The organism is Qipengyuania vesicularis, assembly GCF_019711415.1.
Taxonomy (GTDB): domain Bacteria; phylum Pseudomonadota; class Alphaproteobacteria; order Sphingomonadales; family Sphingomonadaceae; genus Qipengyuania; species Qipengyuania vesicularis.
In genome coordinates this window covers 224,106-243,196 of the sequence record NZ_JAIGNJ010000004.1, presented here as the reverse complement: position 1 = coordinate 243,196, position 19,091 = coordinate 224,106, and the positions used below count along the sequence as shown (strand labels likewise).

General features: G+C 62.8%; 26 protein-coding genes. 14 read left to right on the top strand and 12 right to left on the bottom strand.

The features are described 5' to 3' along the window. Positions 1–165 precede the first annotated feature (165 nt). The 8 genes from K3146_RS13080 to K3146_RS13045 all read left to right on the top strand — a co-directional run bounded on the left by K3146_RS13080 (position 166) and on the right by K3146_RS13045 (position 7,536). Entirely contained in the window at positions 166–1,017 is an 852-nt protein-coding gene (locus K3146_RS13080; protein WP_221546757.1) for an SDR family NAD(P)-dependent oxidoreductase, read from the top strand. Further along, positions 1,017–2,453 carry an MFS transporter gene (locus tag K3146_RS13075; protein ID WP_221546756.1) on the top strand — a complete coding sequence of 479 codons (1,437 nt, stop codon included), beginning with the start codon at positions 1,017–1,019 and terminating at the stop codon, positions 2,451–2,453. The genes K3146_RS13080 and K3146_RS13075 overlap by 1 nt, the downstream gene beginning before the upstream one ends. Positions 2,454–2,540: 87 nt before the next feature. After that, a complete protein-coding gene (locus tag K3146_RS13070; protein ID WP_221546755.1) occupies positions 2,541–3,875 on the top strand; it encodes an acyl-CoA dehydrogenase family protein in 1,335 nt (444 codons plus the stop codon). Then, positions 3,875–4,963, top strand: coding sequence for a Zn-dependent alcohol dehydrogenase (locus K3146_RS13065; protein WP_221546754.1), 1,089 nt, complete (start codon positions 3,875–3,877; stop codon positions 4,961–4,963). Before K3146_RS13070 ends, K3146_RS13065 begins: the two co-directional genes overlap by 1 nt. Next, positions 4,963–6,048 (top strand): phosphotransferase family protein, encoded by a 1,086-nt coding sequence (locus tag K3146_RS13060; protein ID WP_247711281.1) that lies wholly within the window; start codon positions 4,963–4,965, stop codon positions 6,046–6,048. Before K3146_RS13065 ends, K3146_RS13060 begins: the two co-directional genes overlap by 1 nt. A 47-nt stretch (positions 6,049–6,095) precedes the next feature. Continuing rightward, entirely contained in the window at positions 6,096–6,920 is an 825-nt protein-coding gene (gene dapD / locus K3146_RS13055) for a 2,3,4,5-tetrahydropyridine-2,6-dicarboxylate N-succinyltransferase (RefSeq protein WP_221546753.1), read from the top strand. Positions 6,921–6,991: 71 nt separating this feature from the next. Then, positions 6,992–7,285, top strand: a complete 294-nt coding sequence (locus tag K3146_RS13050) for a hypothetical protein (protein ID WP_221546752.1) — start codon at positions 6,992–6,994, stop codon at positions 7,283–7,285. A 23-nt stretch (positions 7,286–7,308) separates the two neighbouring features. Then, a complete protein-coding gene (locus K3146_RS13045) occupies positions 7,309–7,536 on the top strand; it encodes a hypervirulence associated TUDOR domain-containing protein (protein WP_221546751.1) in 228 nt (75 codons plus the stop codon). A gap of 24 nt (positions 7,537–7,560) precedes the next feature. On the opposite strand, the gene K3146_RS13040 is transcribed toward K3146_RS13045, so the two are convergent. After that, positions 7,561–8,835: a dipeptidase gene (locus K3146_RS13040; RefSeq protein ID WP_221546750.1), complete on the bottom strand. Its 1,275-nt coding sequence runs from the start codon at positions 8,833–8,835 to the stop codon at positions 7,561–7,563. Between the two features lie 81 nt (positions 8,836–8,916). Here K3146_RS13040 and K3146_RS13035 point away from each other — a divergent pair, with 81 nt between their 5' ends. Next, the gene (locus K3146_RS13035) at positions 8,917–9,207 is read left to right on the top strand and encodes a DUF427 domain-containing protein (RefSeq protein WP_221546749.1); all 291 of its coding nucleotides are present in this window, start codon (positions 8,917–8,919) and stop codon (positions 9,205–9,207) included. Beyond that, positions 9,204–9,608 carry a DoxX family protein gene (locus tag K3146_RS13030; RefSeq protein WP_221546748.1) on the top strand — a complete coding sequence of 135 codons (405 nt, stop codon included), beginning with the start codon at positions 9,204–9,206 and terminating at the stop codon, positions 9,606–9,608. The genes K3146_RS13035 and K3146_RS13030 overlap by 4 nt, the downstream gene beginning before the upstream one ends. Here the strand turns inward: K3146_RS13030 and K3146_RS13025 are convergent, their stop codons facing one another. Then, positions 9,609–9,860 carry an SWIB/MDM2 domain-containing protein gene (locus K3146_RS13025; RefSeq protein ID WP_221546746.1) on the bottom strand — a complete coding sequence of 84 codons (252 nt, stop codon included), beginning with the start codon at positions 9,858–9,860 and terminating at the stop codon, positions 9,609–9,611. A 30-nt stretch (positions 9,861–9,890) separates the two neighbouring features. After that, complete coding sequence (locus tag K3146_RS13020) at positions 9,891–10,472, bottom strand: YbhB/YbcL family Raf kinase inhibitor-like protein (RefSeq protein ID WP_221546745.1); 582 nt, start codon at positions 10,470–10,472, stop codon at positions 9,891–9,893. 263 nt (positions 10,473–10,735) lie between these two features. Here K3146_RS13020 and K3146_RS13015 point away from each other — a divergent pair, with 263 nt between their 5' ends. Together K3146_RS13015 and K3146_RS13010 are read left to right on the top strand one after the other, a co-directional pair. Further along, positions 10,736–12,157 (top strand): S41 family peptidase, encoded by a 1,422-nt coding sequence (locus K3146_RS13015; RefSeq protein WP_221546744.1) that lies wholly within the window; start codon positions 10,736–10,738, stop codon positions 12,155–12,157. Between the two features lie 53 nt (positions 12,158–12,210). Beyond that, a complete protein-coding gene (locus K3146_RS13010) occupies positions 12,211–12,543 on the top strand; it encodes an Mpo1-like protein (protein ID WP_221546742.1) in 333 nt (110 codons plus the stop codon). Here K3146_RS13010 and K3146_RS13005 read toward each other — a convergent pair. From K3146_RS13005 to K3146_RS12985, 5 genes are all read right to left on the bottom strand, one after another. Then, positions 12,540–12,983, bottom strand: coding sequence for a DUF3429 family protein (locus tag K3146_RS13005; RefSeq protein WP_221546740.1), 444 nt, complete (start codon positions 12,981–12,983; stop codon positions 12,540–12,542). The genes K3146_RS13010 and K3146_RS13005 overlap by 4 nt on opposite strands. A 1-nt stretch (position 12,984) precedes the next feature. Then, positions 12,985–13,341, bottom strand: a complete 357-nt coding sequence (locus tag K3146_RS13000; protein WP_221546739.1) for a hypothetical protein — start codon at positions 13,339–13,341, stop codon at positions 12,985–12,987. Next, positions 13,341–13,763 (bottom strand): COG3650 family protein, encoded by a 423-nt coding sequence (locus K3146_RS12995; RefSeq protein ID WP_221546738.1) that lies wholly within the window; start codon positions 13,761–13,763, stop codon positions 13,341–13,343. The genes K3146_RS13000 and K3146_RS12995 overlap by 1 nt, the downstream gene beginning before the upstream one ends. Continuing rightward, a complete protein-coding gene (locus K3146_RS12990; RefSeq protein WP_221546736.1) occupies positions 13,760–14,683 on the bottom strand; it encodes an alpha/beta hydrolase in 924 nt (307 codons plus the stop codon). The genes K3146_RS12995 and K3146_RS12990 overlap by 4 nt, the downstream gene beginning before the upstream one ends. A 69-nt stretch (positions 14,684–14,752) precedes the next feature. Beyond that, positions 14,753–15,667 (bottom strand): hypothetical protein, encoded by a 915-nt coding sequence (locus K3146_RS12985; protein WP_221546735.1) that lies wholly within the window; start codon positions 15,665–15,667, stop codon positions 14,753–14,755. Positions 15,668–15,867: 200 nt separating this feature from the next. Here K3146_RS12985 and K3146_RS12980 point away from each other — a divergent pair, with 200 nt between their 5' ends. After that, entirely contained in the window at positions 15,868–16,485 is a 618-nt protein-coding gene (locus tag K3146_RS12980; protein ID WP_221546734.1) for a hypothetical protein, read from the top strand. 15 nt (positions 16,486–16,500) lie between these two features. On the opposite strand, the gene K3146_RS12975 is transcribed toward K3146_RS12980, so the two are convergent. The 4 genes from K3146_RS12975 to K3146_RS12960 form a co-directional block, all read right to left on the bottom strand. After that, on the bottom strand, positions 16,501–16,845 hold the full coding sequence (locus K3146_RS12975; RefSeq protein ID WP_221546733.1) for an HPF/RaiA family ribosome-associated protein: 345 nt from the start codon (positions 16,843–16,845) through the stop codon (positions 16,501–16,503). Positions 16,846–17,071: 226 nt separating this feature from the next. Next, positions 17,072–17,797 carry a hypothetical protein gene (locus K3146_RS12970; RefSeq protein WP_221546731.1) on the bottom strand — a complete coding sequence of 242 codons (726 nt, stop codon included), beginning with the start codon at positions 17,795–17,797 and terminating at the stop codon, positions 17,072–17,074. Positions 17,798–17,899: 102 nt separating this feature from the next. Continuing rightward, the gene (locus K3146_RS12965; protein ID WP_221546730.1) at positions 17,900–18,112 is read right to left on the bottom strand and encodes a hypothetical protein; all 213 of its coding nucleotides are present in this window, start codon (positions 18,110–18,112) and stop codon (positions 17,900–17,902) included. An 84-nt stretch (positions 18,113–18,196) separates the two neighbouring features. Beyond that, a complete protein-coding gene (locus K3146_RS12960) occupies positions 18,197–18,409 on the bottom strand; it encodes a cold-shock protein (protein WP_221546729.1) in 213 nt (70 codons plus the stop codon). A 213-nt stretch (positions 18,410–18,622) separates the two neighbouring features. Here K3146_RS12960 and K3146_RS12955 point away from each other — a divergent pair, with 213 nt between their 5' ends. After that, entirely contained in the window at positions 18,623–19,078 is a 456-nt protein-coding gene (locus tag K3146_RS12955) for a YaiI/YqxD family protein (RefSeq protein WP_221546728.1), read from the top strand. The last annotated feature ends 13 nt before the right edge of the window (positions 19,079–19,091 follow it).

Here is a 19,091-nt window from a genome sequence, read left to right as displayed (position 1 = left end):
CGACTCCTCTCTCGTGTCTTCCAGTTGACGTTTACGTTAGGGTGATTCGCGCCGCTCCCGCAAGGGCGATGATGGCGGGGCGCGATGCCGTAGCGTCAGCCGGTTTGCGTTGACGTAAGGGGCAGCTTCCCTAAGCTTGGAACCGAGGAATTCCGGGAGAGAGACATGCGATTCAGCGGCAAGACGGTGATCATCACCGGCGCGGCGTCAGGTATCGGAGCGGAGGCCACACGGCTGTTCGCCAGCGAAGGCGCCACCGTGTTCGCTTCGGACATCGACGATGCCGGAGGCAAGGCGCTGGAGAGCGAGACTGAGGGCGATGTCCGCTATCGCCACTGCGACGTCTGCTCGACCGAGGACATCCGCAAGCTGATGGACGGCGCGGCGGAAGAGACCGGCGGGATCGACGTGGTCTTCAATAATGCAGGAGCGGGCGGAGCGCGGCCCGACATCTCGGAGATCCAGCCCGAGGAATGGGACCGCACGATGGACCTCCTGCTGCGTTCGGTGGCGATGGGTATTCGCTACGCCGTACCGCACATGAAAGGCCGCAAGGGCGCGAGCGTCGTCAATGTCTCCAGCGTCGCTGCCGTGGGCCCGGGCTATTCACCAACCGCCTACGCCGTTGCAAAGGCGGGCGTGCTGCACCTCACCAAGTGCGCCGCGACAGACCTTGCCCAGTACGGTATCCGTGTGAACGCGGTCCAGCCCGGCTTCATCAACACCAACATCTTCACCTCTTCGCTCGAAGTGCCCGATCAGATGGTCGATATGGCTAAAGCGGCAATCGCGCAGATGTCGTCCAATGCCCAGCCGGTCATGCGCGGCGGCCAGCCGCGCGACATTGCCGAAGCGGTGGCTTTTCTCGCCAGCGATGCGGCCAGCTTCATGACCGGTGCATCGATGCTGGTCGACGGCGGCATCACGCTTGGTCCACGGCACAGCTGGGATCCGGAAACCCCCGGCATGTTCGAGGCGCTTGAAGCGATGGAGAAACAGGCGCAAGGCCAAGGCTGATGGCATTTGTCGACGGCCCCCTTCCCCAGAAGCTGAAGTTCATCCACGGCTTCGGGGCGGTCGCTTTCGGGGTGAAGGACAGCGGCTTCTCCTTCTTCCTTCTGATCTTCTACAATCAGGTGCTCGGCATGGATGCCGGACTAGTGAGCCTGGCGCTGGGCGCGGCACTGCTGGTCGATGCAGTGATCGACCCGATCCTCGGCAATCTATCCGATCGCACCTATACGCGTTGGGGGCGCAGGTTGCCTTGGCTCTATGCAGCGGCGCTGCCATTGGCGCTGGCCTGGGCGGTGCTCTGGAACCCCGCAATCGACGGCACACCGAGCTTCTGGGAATTGCTCGGAATAGCGATCGTCGTGCGCATATTGCTGTCCGCCTGCGAGGTGCCCTCGGTCAGCCTCGTACCCGAAATCACCGCCGATTACGACGAACGTACAACGCTGTTCCGCTATCGCTACCTGTCGGGATGGATCGGGGGCATCATCATGATGCTGTTGGCCTACACTGTCTTCATGCCCGGTCCAGAAGGCATGCTTCAAGCAGATGGATATTCAATGTTCGGCATATTCGGTGCCGTGATGATCTTCATTTCGGTCGTCGGTTCTGCAGTCGGCCAGCACTACTTGGTAGCGAAGCTGCCTGACACACGCCCTCCGCCCTTCTCGCTGGCCAAGAGCTTTTCCGAGATACACGACGCCTTCTCGGAAAGGGCCTTCATCATTTTCGCGCTGGGCGGGCTGGCAGCCTACGTCAACCAGGGCATGACGTTCTCGATCACGAACTACGTCAATCTCTTCGTCTGGCAGTTCGAGCGGATAGAGCTGATCATTTACCCGATCGCCCTGTTCGTCAGCGTGGTCATCATGTTCTTCGTGGTTGGCCCGATGCACCGCCATTGGGGCAAGGCAAGGAGCGCGGTGATCGGATCACTGGTCGCCATGGTACTGGCGCTCGCACCCTACGCCCTTTTCATCGGTGGATTCTGGCCGACACCCGGTTCGGTCCAGTCGACCACGCTGGTGTTTGCCTTCCTCGTCGTCGCAAACCTTTTCGGCATCGTTGTGATGATCTCCGGCTCCTCGATGATCGCCGAGATCGTCGAGGCCTATCAGGAGAGAACCGGGCGCAGGGCGGAAGGAAGCTTCTATTCGGGCAACTGGTTCGTGCAGAAATGCGCAACGGGCGTCGGCATCCTGCTGACCGGACAGATCATCAACCTCGCCGGCATGCCCGAGGGGGCGACGCCGGGCGAGGTTCCGTTCGAGGTACTGCGCGACATGCTGCTGCTATACGGCGTCGTTACTGTCGTGCTCGCGCTTACCGCAGCTTATTGGCTCGGTCGCTTCCCGATCGACCGGGCGAGTCACGAAGCACGCCTCAAGGCGCTCGACGCTGCGGCAAGGGGCGATATCGACGCGGGCACGATCGTGCCCTGAAGAACTGATACAGAATCCACTTGGCGAGGCGCTGGCACCTATGCCAGTTTCAAGCCGCAACCGAATTGAAAGAAGAGGAACGATACGATGGATTTCCAGCCCACCGAAAGGCAAGTCTACTGGCGCGACCGGGTGAAGAATTTCATCGAGGACCACGTCCGCCCGGCAGTTCCCACCTACAAGGCGCAGGATGCCGAGGGCGAGCGCTGGAAGGTTATCCAGGTGGTCGAGGACCTCAAGGCCAAGGCCAAGGGCGAAGGCATCTGGAACCTCTTCATGCCGCCGCGCAACGACGGCCACCACCATGTCGACGAGACCTACGATTTCGAAGGTCCGGGACTGACCAATCTCGAATACGCGCTCTGCGCCGAGGAAATGGGCCGTATCGGATTTGCCTCCGAAGTCTTCAACTGCTCCGCGCCTGACACCGGCAATATGGAAGTATTCCATCGCTACGGCACGCGTGAACAGAAGGAGAAGTGGCTCACCCCGCTGATGAATGGTGAAATCCGTTCAGCCTTCCTGATGACCGAGCCCTTCACCGCGTCGTCGGACGCGACGAACATCGAATGCCGGATCGAGCGTGATGGCGACGAATACGTCATCAACGGGCGCAAGTGGTGGTCTTCGGGCGTGGGCGATCCGCGTTGCAAGGTCGCCATCGTCATGGGCAAGACCGATTTCTCTGCCGGTCGCCATGCGCAGCAATCGATGATCCTGATGCCGATGGATGCGCCCGGTGTGAACATCCTGCGTCACCTGCCAGTGTTCGGATATGACGATGCGCCGCACGGGCACATGGAAGTCGAACTGAAGGATGTTCGCGTGCCCGTCACCAACATGCTGCTGGGCGAAGGACGCGGCTTCGAGATCGCGCAGGGCCGCCTCGGCCCGGGCCGCATCCATCACTGCATGCGCACCATCGGTGTCGCGGAAGAAGCGCTCCACAAGATGTGCAAGCGGCTGCAGGAGCGCGAGGCGTTCGGCAAGCCGATCTACAAGCACTCGGTCTGGGAAGAGCGCGTGGCGCGTGCCCGCATCGACATCGACATGACCCGCCTGCTCTGCCTCAAGGCAGCCGACATGATGGACAAGGTCGGCAACAAGGCCGCCAAGCAGGAAATTGCCATGATCAAGGTGCAGGCGCCCAATATGGCGCTTAAGATCATCGACGATGCCATCCAGGCGCATGGCGGTGGGGGCGTTTCCGACGATTACGGCCTCGCCAACGCCTACGCCCATCAGCGCACGCTGCGCCTGGCCGATGGTCCCGACGAGGTACACGCCCGCTCGATCGCGCGGATGGAATTCGCCAAGCACATGCCGCAGGAAGGCCCGACCGCCAACGCGCTGCGTGACGGCAAGGCGCCGACCGACGGCAATGCAAACCTCAGCTCGGGCGACATGGGGGCGACACGCTGATGGCGAAAGCGGCCATTCTCGAAGCTGTCGGCGGACTCACGATCGGCGAGGTCGAACTCGCCGATCCGGCCCCGCATGAAGTGCTGATCGACACCAAGGCCTGCGGGCTTTGCCACTCTGATCTGCACTTTATCGAGGGCACCTACCCACACCCGCTTCCAGCCATTCCCGGCCACGAGGCGGCAGGCGTGGTGCGCGCGGTCGGCAGTGAGGTGAAGACGGTGAAGCCGGGAGACCACGTGGTCTCCTGCCTCTCCGCTTTCTGCGGCCATTGCGAGTTCTGCGTGACCGGCCGCATGGCCCTGTGCATGGGTGCAGACACGCGCCGCGCGCAGGACGCCGCGCCGCGCATCATGCGTGCCGACGGCAGCGGTCCGGTTGCGCAAATGCTCAACCTCTCGGCTTTTGCCGAGCAGATGCTGATCCACGAGCACGCCTGCGTCGCCATTGACAAGGATATGCCACTGGACCGCGCGGCGGTGATCGGCTGCGCGGTGACCACGGGCGCAGGCACGATCTTCAACGCCTGCTCGGTCGTACCAGGTGAGACCGTAGCGGTCGTCGGTTGCGGCGGTGTGGGGCTGGCAGCGATCAATGCCGCGAAGATTGCGGGAGCCGGCAAGGTCATCGCGATCGACCCGATCAAGGAGAAGCGCGATCTCGCCGAAGTTCTCGGCGCAACGCACACGGTCGATGCCATGGCGGACAACGCCGTCGACGAGGTGATGAAGATATCCGGCGGCGGTGTCCATCACGCCATCGAGGCAGTCGGCAGGCAAGCTTCGGCCGACCTCGCGGTGAAGATCCTTCGCCGTGGCGGTACCGCAACGATACTCGGCATGATGCCGCTCGACTGCAAGGTCGGCCTCGGCGCGATGGACCTCTTGTCCGGCAAGAAGCTGCAAGGCGCGATCATGGGGATGAACCACTTCCCGGTCGACCTGCCGCGCCTCGTCGATTTCTATATGCGCGGCCTGCTCGATCTCGACACGATCATCGCCGAGCGCATCCCGCTCGAGAAGATCAACGATGGCTTCGAGAAGATGAAACAGGGCACGTCTGCCCGCAGCGTGGTGGTGTTCGACTGATGGCAGAGACCGGCATGCCCGATATCGATTTTGAAAAGGAAATGGTCGGCACGATCGACGTGCCGGAACGCGACCAGCTCGACATGGACAGGCTGACCGCATGGTTCGAAGCCCATGTCGAAGGGTTCGAAGGCCCGATTTCCTATTCGAAGTTCAAGGGCGGCCAGTCGAACCCGACATACCGCATCGACACGCCGGGTCGCTCATATGTTTTGCGCCGCCAGCCCTTCGGCAAATTGTTACCGAGCGCGCATGCGGTCGACCGCGAGTACAAGGCCATGCACGCACTCGGGCCCACCGGCTTCCCCGTGCCGAAGACCTACGGCCTCTGCGAAGACCCAGATGTCGTCGGATCGAAGTTCTTCGTCATGGGCCTCGCCGATGGACGCAGTCTGTGGAACGGCGCGCTGCCGAACAATTCGCCCGAAGAGCGCCGCGAAATCTATAATGCCATGATCGACACCATGGCCGAACTCCACCTACGCAAGCCGGACGAGATTGGCCTTGGCGATTATGGCAAGCCGACTGATTACTGTGCACGTCAAATCGCGCGCTGGTCGAAGCAGTACAAGCTCTCGGAGACCGAGCACATGCCCAAGATGGAGCGGCTGATCGAATGGCTGCCGCAGACCATCCCGCCGCAGCATGAAAGCAGCGTGGTCCATGGCGACTACCGGCTCGACAACATGATTTTCGAGAAGGAAGAGAACAAGGTCCTTGCCGTGCTCGACTGGGAGCTTTCGACCCTCGGCGATCCCATCGCCGATTTCAGCTATCTCATGCTCAACTGGCACAATCCCCATGATGGAAGAGCAGGACTCCTGGGCCTTGACCTCGAAGAGTTGGGTATCCCGTCGCAGGACGAGGCGGTCGACCGGTATGTGGCGAGGACCGGCTATCCCGTCCCGCCGATGGACTGGTATTTCGCTTACAACCTCTTCCGGCTCGCTGGCATCATGCAGGGCATCAAGAAGCGCGTGATAGATGGCACCGCGTCCAGCGCCCACGCCAAGGCCATGAGCGAGCGCGTCGGCCCGCTGGTCGACCGCGCCTACGAATTCGCCGTGGCGGCAGGGATGGACTAGCGCGCCCACGCTGCTAACGACCTCTCCGTCATTCAACGGAGACCAGCATGAGCGCCGACCTCGAAAATCGCATCGAAGCCGCGTGGGAAGACCGCGCCAATGTCACGCCGGGGTCCACCGACGTGCGCGAGGCGGTAAATGCTGCGCTGGCCCTGCTCGATAGCGGTGAGGGCCGGGTCGCCGAGCCCGACGGCAAGGGTGGCTGGCACGTCAACCAGTGGCTGAAGAAAGCCGTGCTGCTCTCCTTCCGCCTCAACGACAACCGCGTGATGGAAGGCGGCAGCGCCGGTCATCCCGCCTTCGACAAGGTGCCCAGCAAGTTTGCCGGCTGGGACGATACCAAGTTCCGCGCAGCAGGTTTTCGCGTCGTGCCGGGCGCCGTCGCCCGCGAAGGCGCTTATATCGCGCCCGGCTGCGTGCTGATGCCGAGCTTCGTCAACATCGGCGCCTATGTCAGCAAGGGGACAATGGTCGATACCTGGGCGAGCATCGGTAGCTGCGCCCAGATCGGCGAGAACTGCCATATCTCGGCCGGCGCAGGCATTGGCGGGGTGCTCGAACCGATGCAGGCCAACCCGACCATCATCGGCGACAATTGCTTCATCGGCGCACGCAGCGAAATCGTCGAAGGCGTGATCGTGGGCGAAGGCTGCGTTGTCTCGATGGGCGTCTTCATCACCCAGTCGACCAAGATCGTCTATCGCGACACCGGCGAGGTGATCCGCGGTCACCTGCCGCCCTTCTCGGTGGTCGTTCCCGGGACCCTGCCAGGCAAGGACGGTGGCCCCGGCCTAGCCTGCGCAGTCATCGTCAAGACGGTCGATGCGCAGACTCGTGAGAAGACCGGGATCAACGACCTCCTGCGCGACTAGGAACATTCGCCCAATTTGACCGTAGAACTGCCTGAAACCCGCGGGATCGCGATACTCAGGGAGTTTGGCAAATGCATAAAGAGGGCGATGAAGTCCACGTTTCGGCAACCGAAGCCAGTGGTGGCTCGAAGGAAGGCGTCGTACGCTGGGTTCTAGCCGGCGGCCTGCTGCTGGCGATCATCCTGATGTCGGTCGTCTGGATCGTCCCGGCAATGATGCAGGGCGACGTAGAGGAAGAGGCCACGGTCAGCGGTGAGATCCGATCGATGGCAGAGGAAGGCGACGGCACCGACAGCATCGTCGGCGTGCCGAGCGAGGAAGTCGGCGTGCCCGATCTGGAAGAGCCGACAACCACCGAAGACTGATCGCAGCGTAGGAGCATGGTCGCATGAGCAATTCGAACAGTTTCCAGACGGACCAGTACGTCCAGTGGGATTGGGGCAATGGCAAGGGAAAGGGACAGATCACGGAGCGCTTCGAGCGCGAGGTCACCCGTACCCTCCAGGGCACCGAGGTCACCAAGGATGGTGACGAGGAGAACCCCGCCTACCTGATCAAGCAGGAAGACGGCGACGAAGTGCTCAAGCGCGGTAGCGAGCTCGAAGCGCAGGACTGAAGATAGCCCCAGCGCGCCCGCGGATCAGTCCGCGTCGCGGTCTCCGCCGGCGGGATATTCGATCGGCCTCGCACCTGTCTGGCTCGCGGCATAGGCTTCCGCTTCGCGCATCACCCGCAGCACATTGCGCATGGAGATCTTCTCAAGCTCTTCCTGCGAATACCCGCGCCGCGCCAGCTCGACGAACAGCGCCGGATAACCTGAGACGTCTTCCATTCCGACCGGACCGTGCGGCATGCCGTCGTAGTCTCCGCCGATGCCGATATAGTCGATCCCCGCCACATCGCGGATGTGATCGATGTGGTCCGCCATGTCGGAAATGGTCGAGACCGGTTGACGGTTCTCGGCATCCCATTTCGCCATCAGGGCTTCGACCTGGTCGGGCAGGCCCGAATAGAGCGCTTCGAGACGGGCCTTCTCGGCAGCCTTGCTCGCCGCATGCTGGCGCAGCTCCTCGTTGAGAAACCACGGCAGCGCAACGACCATCACCACTCCGCCATTGAGCGGAAGCCGCTGGAGCACGCTGTCAGGCACATTGCGAAGATGACCGTTGATCGCCCTCGCCCCTGAGTGGCTGAAGATGACCGGCGCGCGGGCTGCATCGAGCGCATCATGCATCGCTGCCTCGCTGACGTGACTGAGATCGACGAGCATGCCGATCCTGTTCATCTCACGCACCACGTCCATCCCGAACGCATTGAGGCCATCATGGCGCGGGGCATCGGTGGCACTGTCGGCCCAGTCTAGCGTCTTGCCATGCGTGATCGTCATGTAGCGCGCGCCAAGGTCGTACATCTGGCGCAGCACGGCGAGGCTGTTTCCGATCGAATGGCCGCCTTCCATACCCATGAGCGAAGCGATACGCCCTTCCGCAACGGCGGCCTCTACATCGTCGGCAGTCAGGGCGAGCTGGAGCGCCTGCGGGTTCTGAGCGATAAGCCGCTTGGTTACGTCGATCTGCTCGAGCGTCTGCTGGACCGCCACCGGCTCTTCCAGGTTTGCGCTGACATAGACCGACCAGAATTGTGCGCCGACCTTGCCCCTGCGCAGCCGTACTGTGTCGCTGTGCATCGCCTCGCTTGTGGCGGTCGCCGTATCGAGCGTATCCACGAAATCGAAGTCGCCGATCACGTTGCCGAAGCGCGCACGCAGCTGGATCGGTACGTCATTATGACCATCGAACACGGGTGCCGCTTCAAGCGCCGCCGCAGCCACCTCCTCGGGCGTTTCCTGCGCGGCGAGAGGCGCTGCGGCGAAAGCCACTGCTGCACTTACGACGAGGCAATTGATCTTGGACACGCGTTTTCTCTCCTTTGCGGAACCCGAACTCTTCTCGATGGCTCTTCTAACGAGGTTAAGGGCAAAGGAAAGGGAAACGCGATGACGGTGGTGGCACGGTGGAATGGCGAGGAAATCGCGCGCAGCGACGATACGGTGGTGGTTGAAGGCAACCACTATTTTCCTGCCTCGGATGTGGCGCGGAGCGCGCTTGTCCCGAGCGAGAGGACGAGCGTCTGTCCCTGGAAGGGCACAGCGCAATACCATTCGGTCAATGCCGGCGGCGCCATCAACCAGGATGCGGCCTGGTATTATCCGGAGCCGAAGGACGCCGCGGCCGAGATCAAGGATCGCATCGCCTTCTGGAACGGGGTCGAGGTCACCGAGGAATGATCCGGGGGCTACTGCGCTGGTTGCTCGCCGCGTTCTACGCGTTTGCGGGCTATGCCCACATCGCCGATCCGCAGCCCTTCTTGGCGATCATGCCGGAATGGGTCCCGGAACCCGAAGCGGTCGTGTTCTGGACCGCCATTGCCGAATTGCTGGGCGCCGCGGCCCTGATCCAGCCATGGTCGGTCAAGTTGAGGAAAGCGGGCGCCATTGGCCTCGCGCTTTACGCAGTTTGCGTCTTCCCCGCGAATATCAATCACTTCGCCATGGATATGGCGCGCGAGAGCGGGGGACTGGGGCTCACCTATCACCTGCCGCGCATGGTCGCACAGCCTGTTCTTGTCTGGCTTGCCCTGTGGGTCGGCGGCGTCACGGACTGGCCGTGGCGCCGCCGCTCCGGGTAATTACGACATGTGCTTCGAGACGGCACCGGTCATCTTGAACATGGAGATCTGATCGTTGCCGATCACCGCGCCAAGCTTGGCGTCGGGATTGATCATCCGCTTGTCCTTGCTGTCCTGCAGGCCGTTGGCCTTGATGTGGTCCCACACCTTGGAGGTGACCTGAGCGCGGGTCATCGGACCCTTGCCCACGACATTCTCCAGTTCCGGCGAGAGATTCACCGGCTTCTGCAGTGCGTTGTTTTTGCCAGCCATTTCAGGTTCCTTTCACTTGGCTATGCTGTTTTAGTCTTCGAAATCGAAGTCTTCCCCGTCCAGCTCCTCGATCTCATGCCCTTCGAAGCGGGCGGTGAGGATCGCAGCAGCCGTGACGTGTCCCTTGATATTCTTGCGCAGTTCTTCGTAGCCCGCACCCGGCATCAGCGTGAGCGGCAGGTCCAGCGCGAAGAGCTGGAAGACATAGCGATGCTCCACACCCAGCGGCGGGTCCGGCAGCAGCCATTCCGAATTGCCGTGCGCATTCTTGCCGGTCCTCGGCGGCGCTTCGCCTTCGAACAGCGCGCCCTTCTGTGCCTTGAGGCCCCAGACCAGCCAGTGCACCTTACCGTCATCGGCATCTTCCACGATGAGCGCGAGTTCTTGCGATCCCGGAGGCGGCGCGGTCCATTCAAGCGGAGGCGCCACGGAATCATCCTCGATCGCCGTGAAGCTCGGGTCGAGTTCGCCACCGTTGCGGAATGCATCGCTACTCAGTGAAAAGCCCGACTTGCCCAGCAGCTTCTCCTCGGCGACTTCGCCGATGGTCAGCGACGCCTTAGCCTCGCCGCCGATTGCCTGCTGAACCCATGCGGGGGTACCCGTACTCAAATCAATCGCTCCGTGGCTTTTCAGGGCGCGTCATGCGCATTCGAGGGTAAGCCTAGGCCTAGCTTCGACGAGTTGGCCATGCCTCACAGGCCAGTTTGCACCGTTTTCGCCCCATTTCACCTCGGTTTTCCACCGTAATCCGCCTCCAAAAGCCCTGACGAAGACCGTCAAATGACAAGTCGCTTGCTCACTGTCGGTTAATTGGTCATCGATAGGAGCGGGAAAACGACCGGGAAATGTGGTCGACGCTCTGGAGAATAAGTATGGATTTGGGTCGCACCTTGCTGTCCGCCACACTCGCTGTATCGCTTGCCGCCTGCGGCGGGGGGGACGGGTCCACCCGCACATCCACCGGTGGCGGAACCGGCGGCGGTGGTGGAGGCGGCAGTGCATCATGTACGCTGTCCGATCGCCAGGATTGGGCGCTCGCCGCCTTGCAGGAATGGTATCTCTTCCCCGATCTGCTCGACACTTCGGTCAACAAGGCGAGCCACAGCAGCTTGCAATCCTATCTCGACGCGCTGGTTGCTCCGGCACGCGCACAGGGCAAGGACCGGTTCTTCACCTATATCACCTCGATCCAGGAAGAGACCGACCTCATCAACAACGGTTCGAATGCCGGCTTCGGCATTCGCCTCAGCTATGACACGGTCGCCGACCGCGTCTTCATTCTCGAAGCCTTCGAAAATGGGCCCGCCTTTCCCGCCGGTTTCGATCGCGGGACCGAAATCCTTCAGATCAACGGGCAGTCGGTTTCGACGCTGATGGCCAATGGCGGCCCCGCAGCCGTCAGCAATGCCTTGGGACCGAGCGATCCGGGCGTAACCCGCAGCTTCGTGATCCAAGACACTGCAGGGGTGCAGCGCACGGTCAATGTCACCAAGGCAGAGTATCCGCTCGACCCCGTATCGGACCGCTACGGTGTGAAAGTTCTCGACGATGGCGCAGGGGGCCAAGTCGGATATATCAACCTGCGCACCTTTATCGTCCAGGGCGCCGGCCCACAGCTGCGTACGGCTTTCACCCAGTTCCGCAGCCAGGGCATTACGAATATCATCCTCGATTTCCGTTACAATGGCGGCGGGCTCGTCTCTGTGGCCGAACTACTCGGCGACCTGATGGCCGAGGGCCTCGAGGGGCAGGTCTTCTCACGCACAGAATTGCGCCCGTCCAAATCATCCGAGAACTCTACCGAACTCTTCAGCAACCAGGCCGAACAGATCGACGTCATGAAACTGGCAGTCATCGGAAGCGATGGCACCGCATCGGCGAGCGAATTGGTGACCAATTCGATGATCCCCTATCTGGGCGACAATATTGCGCTGATCGGGGCCAACACTTTCGGCAAGCCCGTGGGCCAGTTCGCCTTCGACCGCTCGGCTTGTGACGACCGTCTGCGTGCGGTGGCCTTCAAGACGGTCAATCGCGACGGTCAGGGCGAGTATTTCAATGGTCTCGCCGACGTCATGCCCAATACCTGTCGTGCTGATGACGACTATACTAAACAACTCGGCGATCCGGACGAGGCATCGGTTGCAGCCGCGCTCGACTTCATTGCCGGGCGCACTTGCACGCCGATTTCGCAGACCAAGGACGGCACGGTGCAGGCCGAGCGCCGCGGTCAGCGTCTGCTGCAGCCAGACTTCCCCAATGCGGTCCAGCGCGAAAATCCGGGGGTCTACTGATCTCCCGGTTCGACGCTTGACCGGGCATTCCGACTGGGAGAAACATGCGGCCCATGTCCGAACGTTATGCGACCTTCGCCGAATTTTGGCCCTTCTACCTGCGTGAGCATTCGCGACCGCAAACGAGGGCGCTGCATTATGTCGGGACCACGCTTGTCGTCCTGATGGCGATCGTGGCGATTGTGACGGGCCCACTGATCCTGCTGCTGGCCTTGCCGGTTGCGGGCTATTTCTTCGCGTGGATCGCCCACTTCGGGGTCGAGAAGAACCGGCCGGCCACTTTCACCTATCCGCTCTGGAGCCTGAAAGCGGATTTCAAGATGTGGTGGCTCTGGCTGACCGGGCGGCTCGGGCCCGAACTGCGCAAGGCAGGCGTCGGCTCCTAGGCGAGCGCGATTGCGATCGTCGTAACGCCCAACACCACTGACAGCGGCACACGCAGGCTCAGCCACCAGCGCGGAGCGAGCGACCCGATCCGCGAGTCTACGCCCAGCGCCATCAGTAGGCCCGCCCCCATGGTCACCAGGACAGGTTCGATTGGCAATTGCCCGCTGAGCCAGAGCGCCAGCGCAGCCGCCGCGATCAGGCTGGGGACGATCGCAGCGATCCAGAGCCAGGCCAGCCCCCCGCGCCTTTCTGCGGCCGGTGCGCCGGCAGCGATGCCCCACCATGTCCCGCCAAGGAAAGTAAAGATGAGCGCTGCATAGATCGCGGCAAATGCCCGCGCTGCGTCGCGCCAGTCATCGGGACCGAGATAGGCGAGCAGGAGGCAGGCAAGCTGGGGAAGCAGACCAGCCAGCCCGAGCAGCCGCGGGTATCTCGGCACGTCACCCACGCTTACGCGTCCGCGCCAGGAACAGGATGAAGCCGATCGCAAACAGGAGGTCGCCCGCAACAATTGCGCCTATCGCCGGATCGCCGCCATCGGTCCAGTTCGGCGGGCCGAGCATGGCGACGACAGCAAGCTTGCCCACGATTCCCGCGATCAGGACCGGCGCAAACCGTGCCGGATCCCGCGCCACCAGAGCGTAGACAATGCCGAAGCAGAAGATCAGGACCCCGCCTGTGGCTTCGGGAGAACCCCAGTTCGCATCGAGGAAAGCGCCCGTCCCGATGACGAGGTTGAATAGCGCGGCGAGCCAGAAAAAGGCCTTCCACTCCCTGCCCACTGAGTTCTGAGTCATTACGGATTCTCCGGTCCGCTGAAGGGTTGCGCATCGGTCCATGCGCAACCTTGGCGCTGCTCCTCGCCAATCAACAAGGTCACAGTGTGGGGATAGGTCCGGTCGCTCATGCCATCCGAACATTCGCCGGGCGTCACGGTGAGGTCGAACGGCTTGCCATCGAGCGCTCCGTTGAACCCAAGGCCATTGTTGCCCGCGAAGCGCTCGACTTCGAATCTGGCGCCATCCTGGTTCTCCGGCGTGGTGTAAAGCGCCGTGTCGCCCTTGATCTCTCCGCCCCAGAACGGTTCTGTCCCGGTGAGGAATATCACTTCGTCATCTGCGATCCCGCTGAAACTCTCCGTGGGGCTTGCGTCGGGCGAACCTCTGCCGGGCTGGCATGCCGCGAGCAGCAAGGCCGCGGCGACAGGGACCATTCTCATTGCGTCATTTCCTCATGCTTCTCGCGGATGAACCGCACCGTTTCTTCGAGAGTCTGCCTGCCTTCTGGAATTGGGAGGAGCATCCAGACATGGAACATGTTCTTATACTCGTGGTAGCGGTGATCGGGCATCCCCGGGCTCTCCAGCTTCTCGGCAAGGCGCCGAGCATCCACCACCAATATGTCGTGCGTCCCGGCGAAGATCGCCATCGGTGGCAGGCCTTTGAGCGGCCCGAACAGCGGGCTCAGCCTGTGATCGTCGAGTGGCAGGTCACCTGCATAGAGATTCCCGCATGCCTCGAGGCCGATTATCGCCAACATCCGGTCCTTAGGCTCGATCGCTTTCTGCCCTTCCCCCGAAGCGGTGGCATCGAGCCAGGGGGAATAGAGAACGAGACTGGCCGGCAATTCGCCACCGTCGTTCGCGATCGCCTGCGCCAGCGCCAGTGTCATCCCGCCGCCCGCACTATCGCCCATGACCGTGATACTCGAAGCACCGTATTGCTGGACAAGCTCGTCATAAAGATTGCGCATCGCCGCAAGCGTCTGCGTCGCCTTCACCTCCGGTGCGAGCGGGTAAATCGGCACGCTTGCCGACGCGCCCAGATCTTCGCAAAGCCTGCACACCGTATCCCAGTGCACCGCCGCGATATCCATCACATAGCCCCCGCCATGGAGGTAGAGCAGGTGCGGTGCGCCGGGCCTCGCGCCGCCCTTGGGAGAGATCGTGACGAGCGGGAAACCGCGTGTCGTGACCTCGGTTATCTCGAACCTGCGATGCCATTTGGCTCGTGGCCGGATCGGGGCCTGCCGCCGCAGTTTCGCGATCCGCTCATCGAGCTTGTCCGGCTCGGAGAAGAAACGCTTGATACCGAGAAGCGGCAAGGCAAGTTCGACAAGGCGCGCGCGCAGGCTGGGCATGGTTGAGGCTCTCTCCCGTTCGGGCGGCGAGCCTAGCGCTGCCTTCCCGGCGCGCAAGCTGTCAGTTTCTCAGCCCCTGCCGAACAGGCGCGAGACGAGGCTCTTCTTAGGCTCCGGCTCGTCCTCCTGGCCGGTCTCGGAAATACGCCGGCGCAGGTCTGTGCCGGTCGGCGGCTCCTTGACCTCCTCGACCTCGCGGCGAGTGATCATCTTGTCGGGGAGCATGTCGGCCATCTGCGGGCCGTCGTCCTCGCTTGCCGCTGCGCGGGGGGCGGCGGGTTGTCCCTCGCCCAAGCCCTGCACCGAGATCGCGTCCGGCTTCATGTCGACCATGCCCGCGAGCACGGGAATGCCCCCGGGCAAAGGCTGCTGCTTGCAGATCTTTTCGACCGAGCGATGGAACAGCAGCGCGCGCCACCAGCAGGCGAGGACATATTCGACATAGCGCTTGGGTGCGTGCTCGGGATTCTCGTCGCGGAAGAAATGGCGTTCCTTGTGGTGGACGAGCTCGGTGTTGATCGCCGACAGCCCCTCGCATTCGAGGAACACTTCGATGTCCTCGTCATAGCCTGCCCAGGCTGGCCCTTCTTCCGATTGAAGCTCGCTTACCAGCGTTCCGACATCGGCCTGGCTGAAGGCGAAGGGCTCGTCGCAATAGAGGCCGAGCAACATGTAGGGATGGTGCACCTGTCCCTTTTCGAAGGCTCGGTCCGCCTCGTTCGCGATCGCCAGCGTGACGCCCGTGATCGGATCGCCCTCATGCAGTTCGATCGCCTCGATGAGCTCGTTCCACCCGGTGATCGACACGCGGTTCGGATCGTCGATGAGGCAACGCGTCGCCAGCTCCGTTCCCAAAGCCTCCAGCTGCATTTCCAGATAGCGCTGCGCATCGTCGAGCTCGCCCGTGTGGAAATGCTCGTGCATCACCGCCGTCCAGGCTGCTTCGCCCTCCTGCGTGGCGAACTGGGTCTGTAGTTCATGCATGCTCATGCGATCCGATTGCCCCGTTTTCGGTGCGCTTATGACGCACAATTCTCACCATCGCATTAACTGTGCCATCCAAGCTTTGCTGCGGGATTACCGCGCGTCGTTAAGGACGTGTGAAGGCGCGAAGCCCCGTATTCGGGAACGGCGCCGGCGCTCCGCTCGTTGTTCGGGCAAGACGCTTCAAGCGGAGAGATACGATGAAATATGCCCCCCACCTCCTCGGCGCGATCGCCGTGGTGGCGATTGTCGGGGCCGTGAGCGGAGCCAGCGTGGGTGACAGCCCGATCCTGATCCGCGGCCATCACGAGAGCCTGCCCGAGGCGCGGATCGTGCGCGCGGCCAATGCCGATCTACGCGACACCAGCCGTCCGCCCGACCATTATCCGCTCGAGACCCCGCAGGGGACCGTCGAGGTCGCCGAACTCGCGCTCCATGGCCGGCTGCGCGATCGCGGCGGTGACATGTGGTGGGAGGACCGCAGCGCGGACCGCGCCAACATGAGTGCCGGATACGATTTCGCTGCCACCGCCAGCCCCGAGCGCATCGCGCATGAGGAACGCCTGCTCGCCTTCACCGGCGGTCGCGGAGAGTTCCAGGAGAGGCACGAGGCTCGTGAGGCGGCGCAAGCCCCGCAGGCCCCGGCACCGCCAGAGCCGCCAATCCGTCTTACCCGCGCCGAGGCGCCGATGGCGCTTGCCGAGCCGGCCGAGCTCGAGACCGACCTTCGCGCGCCTTCCGAACCGCTCGCTCCGCCTGCACCGGCGGCGGAGGCGCGGACGATCGAAACCGACCTGACCGCACCGGCTCCGCAGTAGCGAGCCGGCCCCGGCTCACATCACCTTGTCGGGCCGCGGGTCGTGGCTGTGGCGCGACTGCTTGCCGAAATGGCGGGTCAGGCGCTGAGATAGCGTGACCGCTGCCTTGCGCGCGGCATCGTCGACAGTCGAGGCGCCTTCGGTGACGCCGATGGGCTTGCCGCCGCGCGGACGGGCCTCGATGGTGCAGGCCTTGTCATCATGCCCGTGCTTGTGCGCATTCTCGTCATGCACGTGGATTTCGAGCCGCGTGAGCCTATCCTCGAACCGCGAAAGCTTCTCCCGCACCCGCGCCTCGATCCGGCTGGCGACGTTTTCCGTGCCCATAATGCTGCTGTCGGAATTGAACTGGACCTGCATTGGGAAACTCTCCTTTGTTTTCTTTCCTTCCCAACGTTCGACATGGGCATTCGGCTCCCCGATTTCACGCGATTTCGCATCCGCAATCCTACAGGGTGGAACACATGGAACACGGTCCAGGAGGAAAATTCCCGAGGAGGCACAAAGCCGCAGAAATCCGTGCGCAAGGGTTGGTGCCCGTCCGGCTGTCAGGCACCCTTACAGAGCCCTTCCCTCTGTAGGAAAGCTATACCACCGAAGCATCGCTTTCCGGCGAGGACACACGCCTCCCGGCCTCGCGCCAAAGCCACCATGCCAGCGCCACGCGCACACCTGTCTGGACCGGACCATAGAGATAGGCGTAGATCCAGCCCGTAACCGCAGTGACACCGGCGAAGGGCTGCACATAGTATCCCGCGAAAGCCGTCAGCGAGACTGCCCCGAGAAAGATCATTACCGCTCCGATGCCGGCTCCCAGCCGGTTCGCCTGCAGGAAGGCCAGCCCCAGCAGGACCGAACCCGTGCCGAAACCGAACAACAGCACGAAATACTGGCTGTCGGAGATCGCCCCGAATCCGATCAGCAGCGTTTCATACACCTCGCGCTCCCCAGCATCCTGCGCAGCCAGATAGCCCGGCCTCCAGAACTGGTTGAGCGCATCGATGACATAGGCCTGCTGCGTCATCTCGGTCATGGCCCAAAGAGCGAGATAGAACAGGGCGATGACGGCAAGCGCAGGCCGCGCGCGGAACAGCACTGCCGCCGCACCGAGCGAGGCGACGAAGGCGAACTGCGGATGGAAGAATAGCACCCACGGCTTGTAAAGTGCCAGCGCGTCCCCCGATTGCGCGGCCTGCCCCGCCAGCCCATCGGAAGGTGCGGGATCTGGACCGTAAATCAGGACGGCTGTGGTAATCGCCGATAGCAGCGATGCAAGCGCCGCCACCTTGAGAAGACCGGTGATATTAGGCATGAGCCCTCCCTTTCGATCACGGTTGTAATCGAATTATGGAGGGCGGCAAGGGAGAGATTCAGGTGCGCTCGCTTTCTAACGCGGCGAGCATTTAGGAGAGCCTTACGCGTCCTGCGCCTCGGCCTCGCGCGCCTCGCGTTTTTCCCGCTCGACCTTTTCCCGGGCTTCGGCCACGCCGCGCGCGTGTTCGGCAAGGTCCAGCCACGATTTCGCGGCGCGCAGCTCGCGGTTGCGAACATTGTCGAGCGTTGCCGCATCGGCAGCCTTACGAGCCTCGTCGGCGCGGGCGGTATAGAATTCGTAGGACTGAGCCATCGGCATGCTCCTGGCAGGAGGAAAGGGGTGCCGCACACCGTGGCCGGGGGTCGCCAGCCACGGTGCACGACCTGGTGGTTGGCGTCAGTCGGCCGACGAGAGGTTCACGGCACTTTCCTTGCCGTTGCGGCCCTGTTCTACTTCGTAGTTGAGGCGCTGCTCCTTATCGAGCGTCGTCATGCCAGCAGCCTGGACGGCGCTGATGTGGACGAAGCTGTCGGCCGAACCATCGTCGGGCTGGATGAAGCCATAACCCTTGTCGGAGTTGAAGAATTTTACGGTGCCAGTCTTTGACATGTGTGGTTCCTTTCGAGAACGCGTTGTATTGCCGCGCCGCGACATGCGGAGCGGTCGTGCAAAAAGTCGTCCGAAGAAAGGAAATCGTCGCCTGGTTTACGCCGGGGCCCCAAAGGGCAAGCGGCGGTCTTCAAATCTCGACATCCGTCGCAAATTTCGACGTCAGCGCTGGCGCGGTAGCACGGGAGCGCCGAAACGCCTAACGATTGCTGCATGAGCGGTCCCGTCACCATTCTCGTCGATGCCGATGCCTGCCCGGTAAAGGAGGAGGTCTACCGCGTGGCGAGCCGCCACAAGGCCCATGTCCGCGTCGTAAGCAACAGCCCCTTCCGCGTGCCGGTGAGCGATCGGGTCAAGCGCGTGGTTGTCTCGGACGGCTTCGACGCTGCAGACGACTGGATCGCGGAGAATGCCACCCCGAGCAGCGTGGTGATCACCGCCGACATCCTGCTGGCTGAACGCTGCCTCAAGGCCGGAGCGACCGTGCTGCGCCACGACGGCAAGAGCTTCGACGCCGCCAGCATCGGCAGCGCCATCGCCACCCGCGCCATCATGGAAGACCTGCGCGCGGGGATGGACGGAAAGGGAGGCGGCCCGCCACCGTTCAGCAAGGCGGACCGGTCGAACTTCCTGCAGGCGCTGGACCGGGTGTTGGTGAAGTTGGGGTGAGGAATGCGAGCGG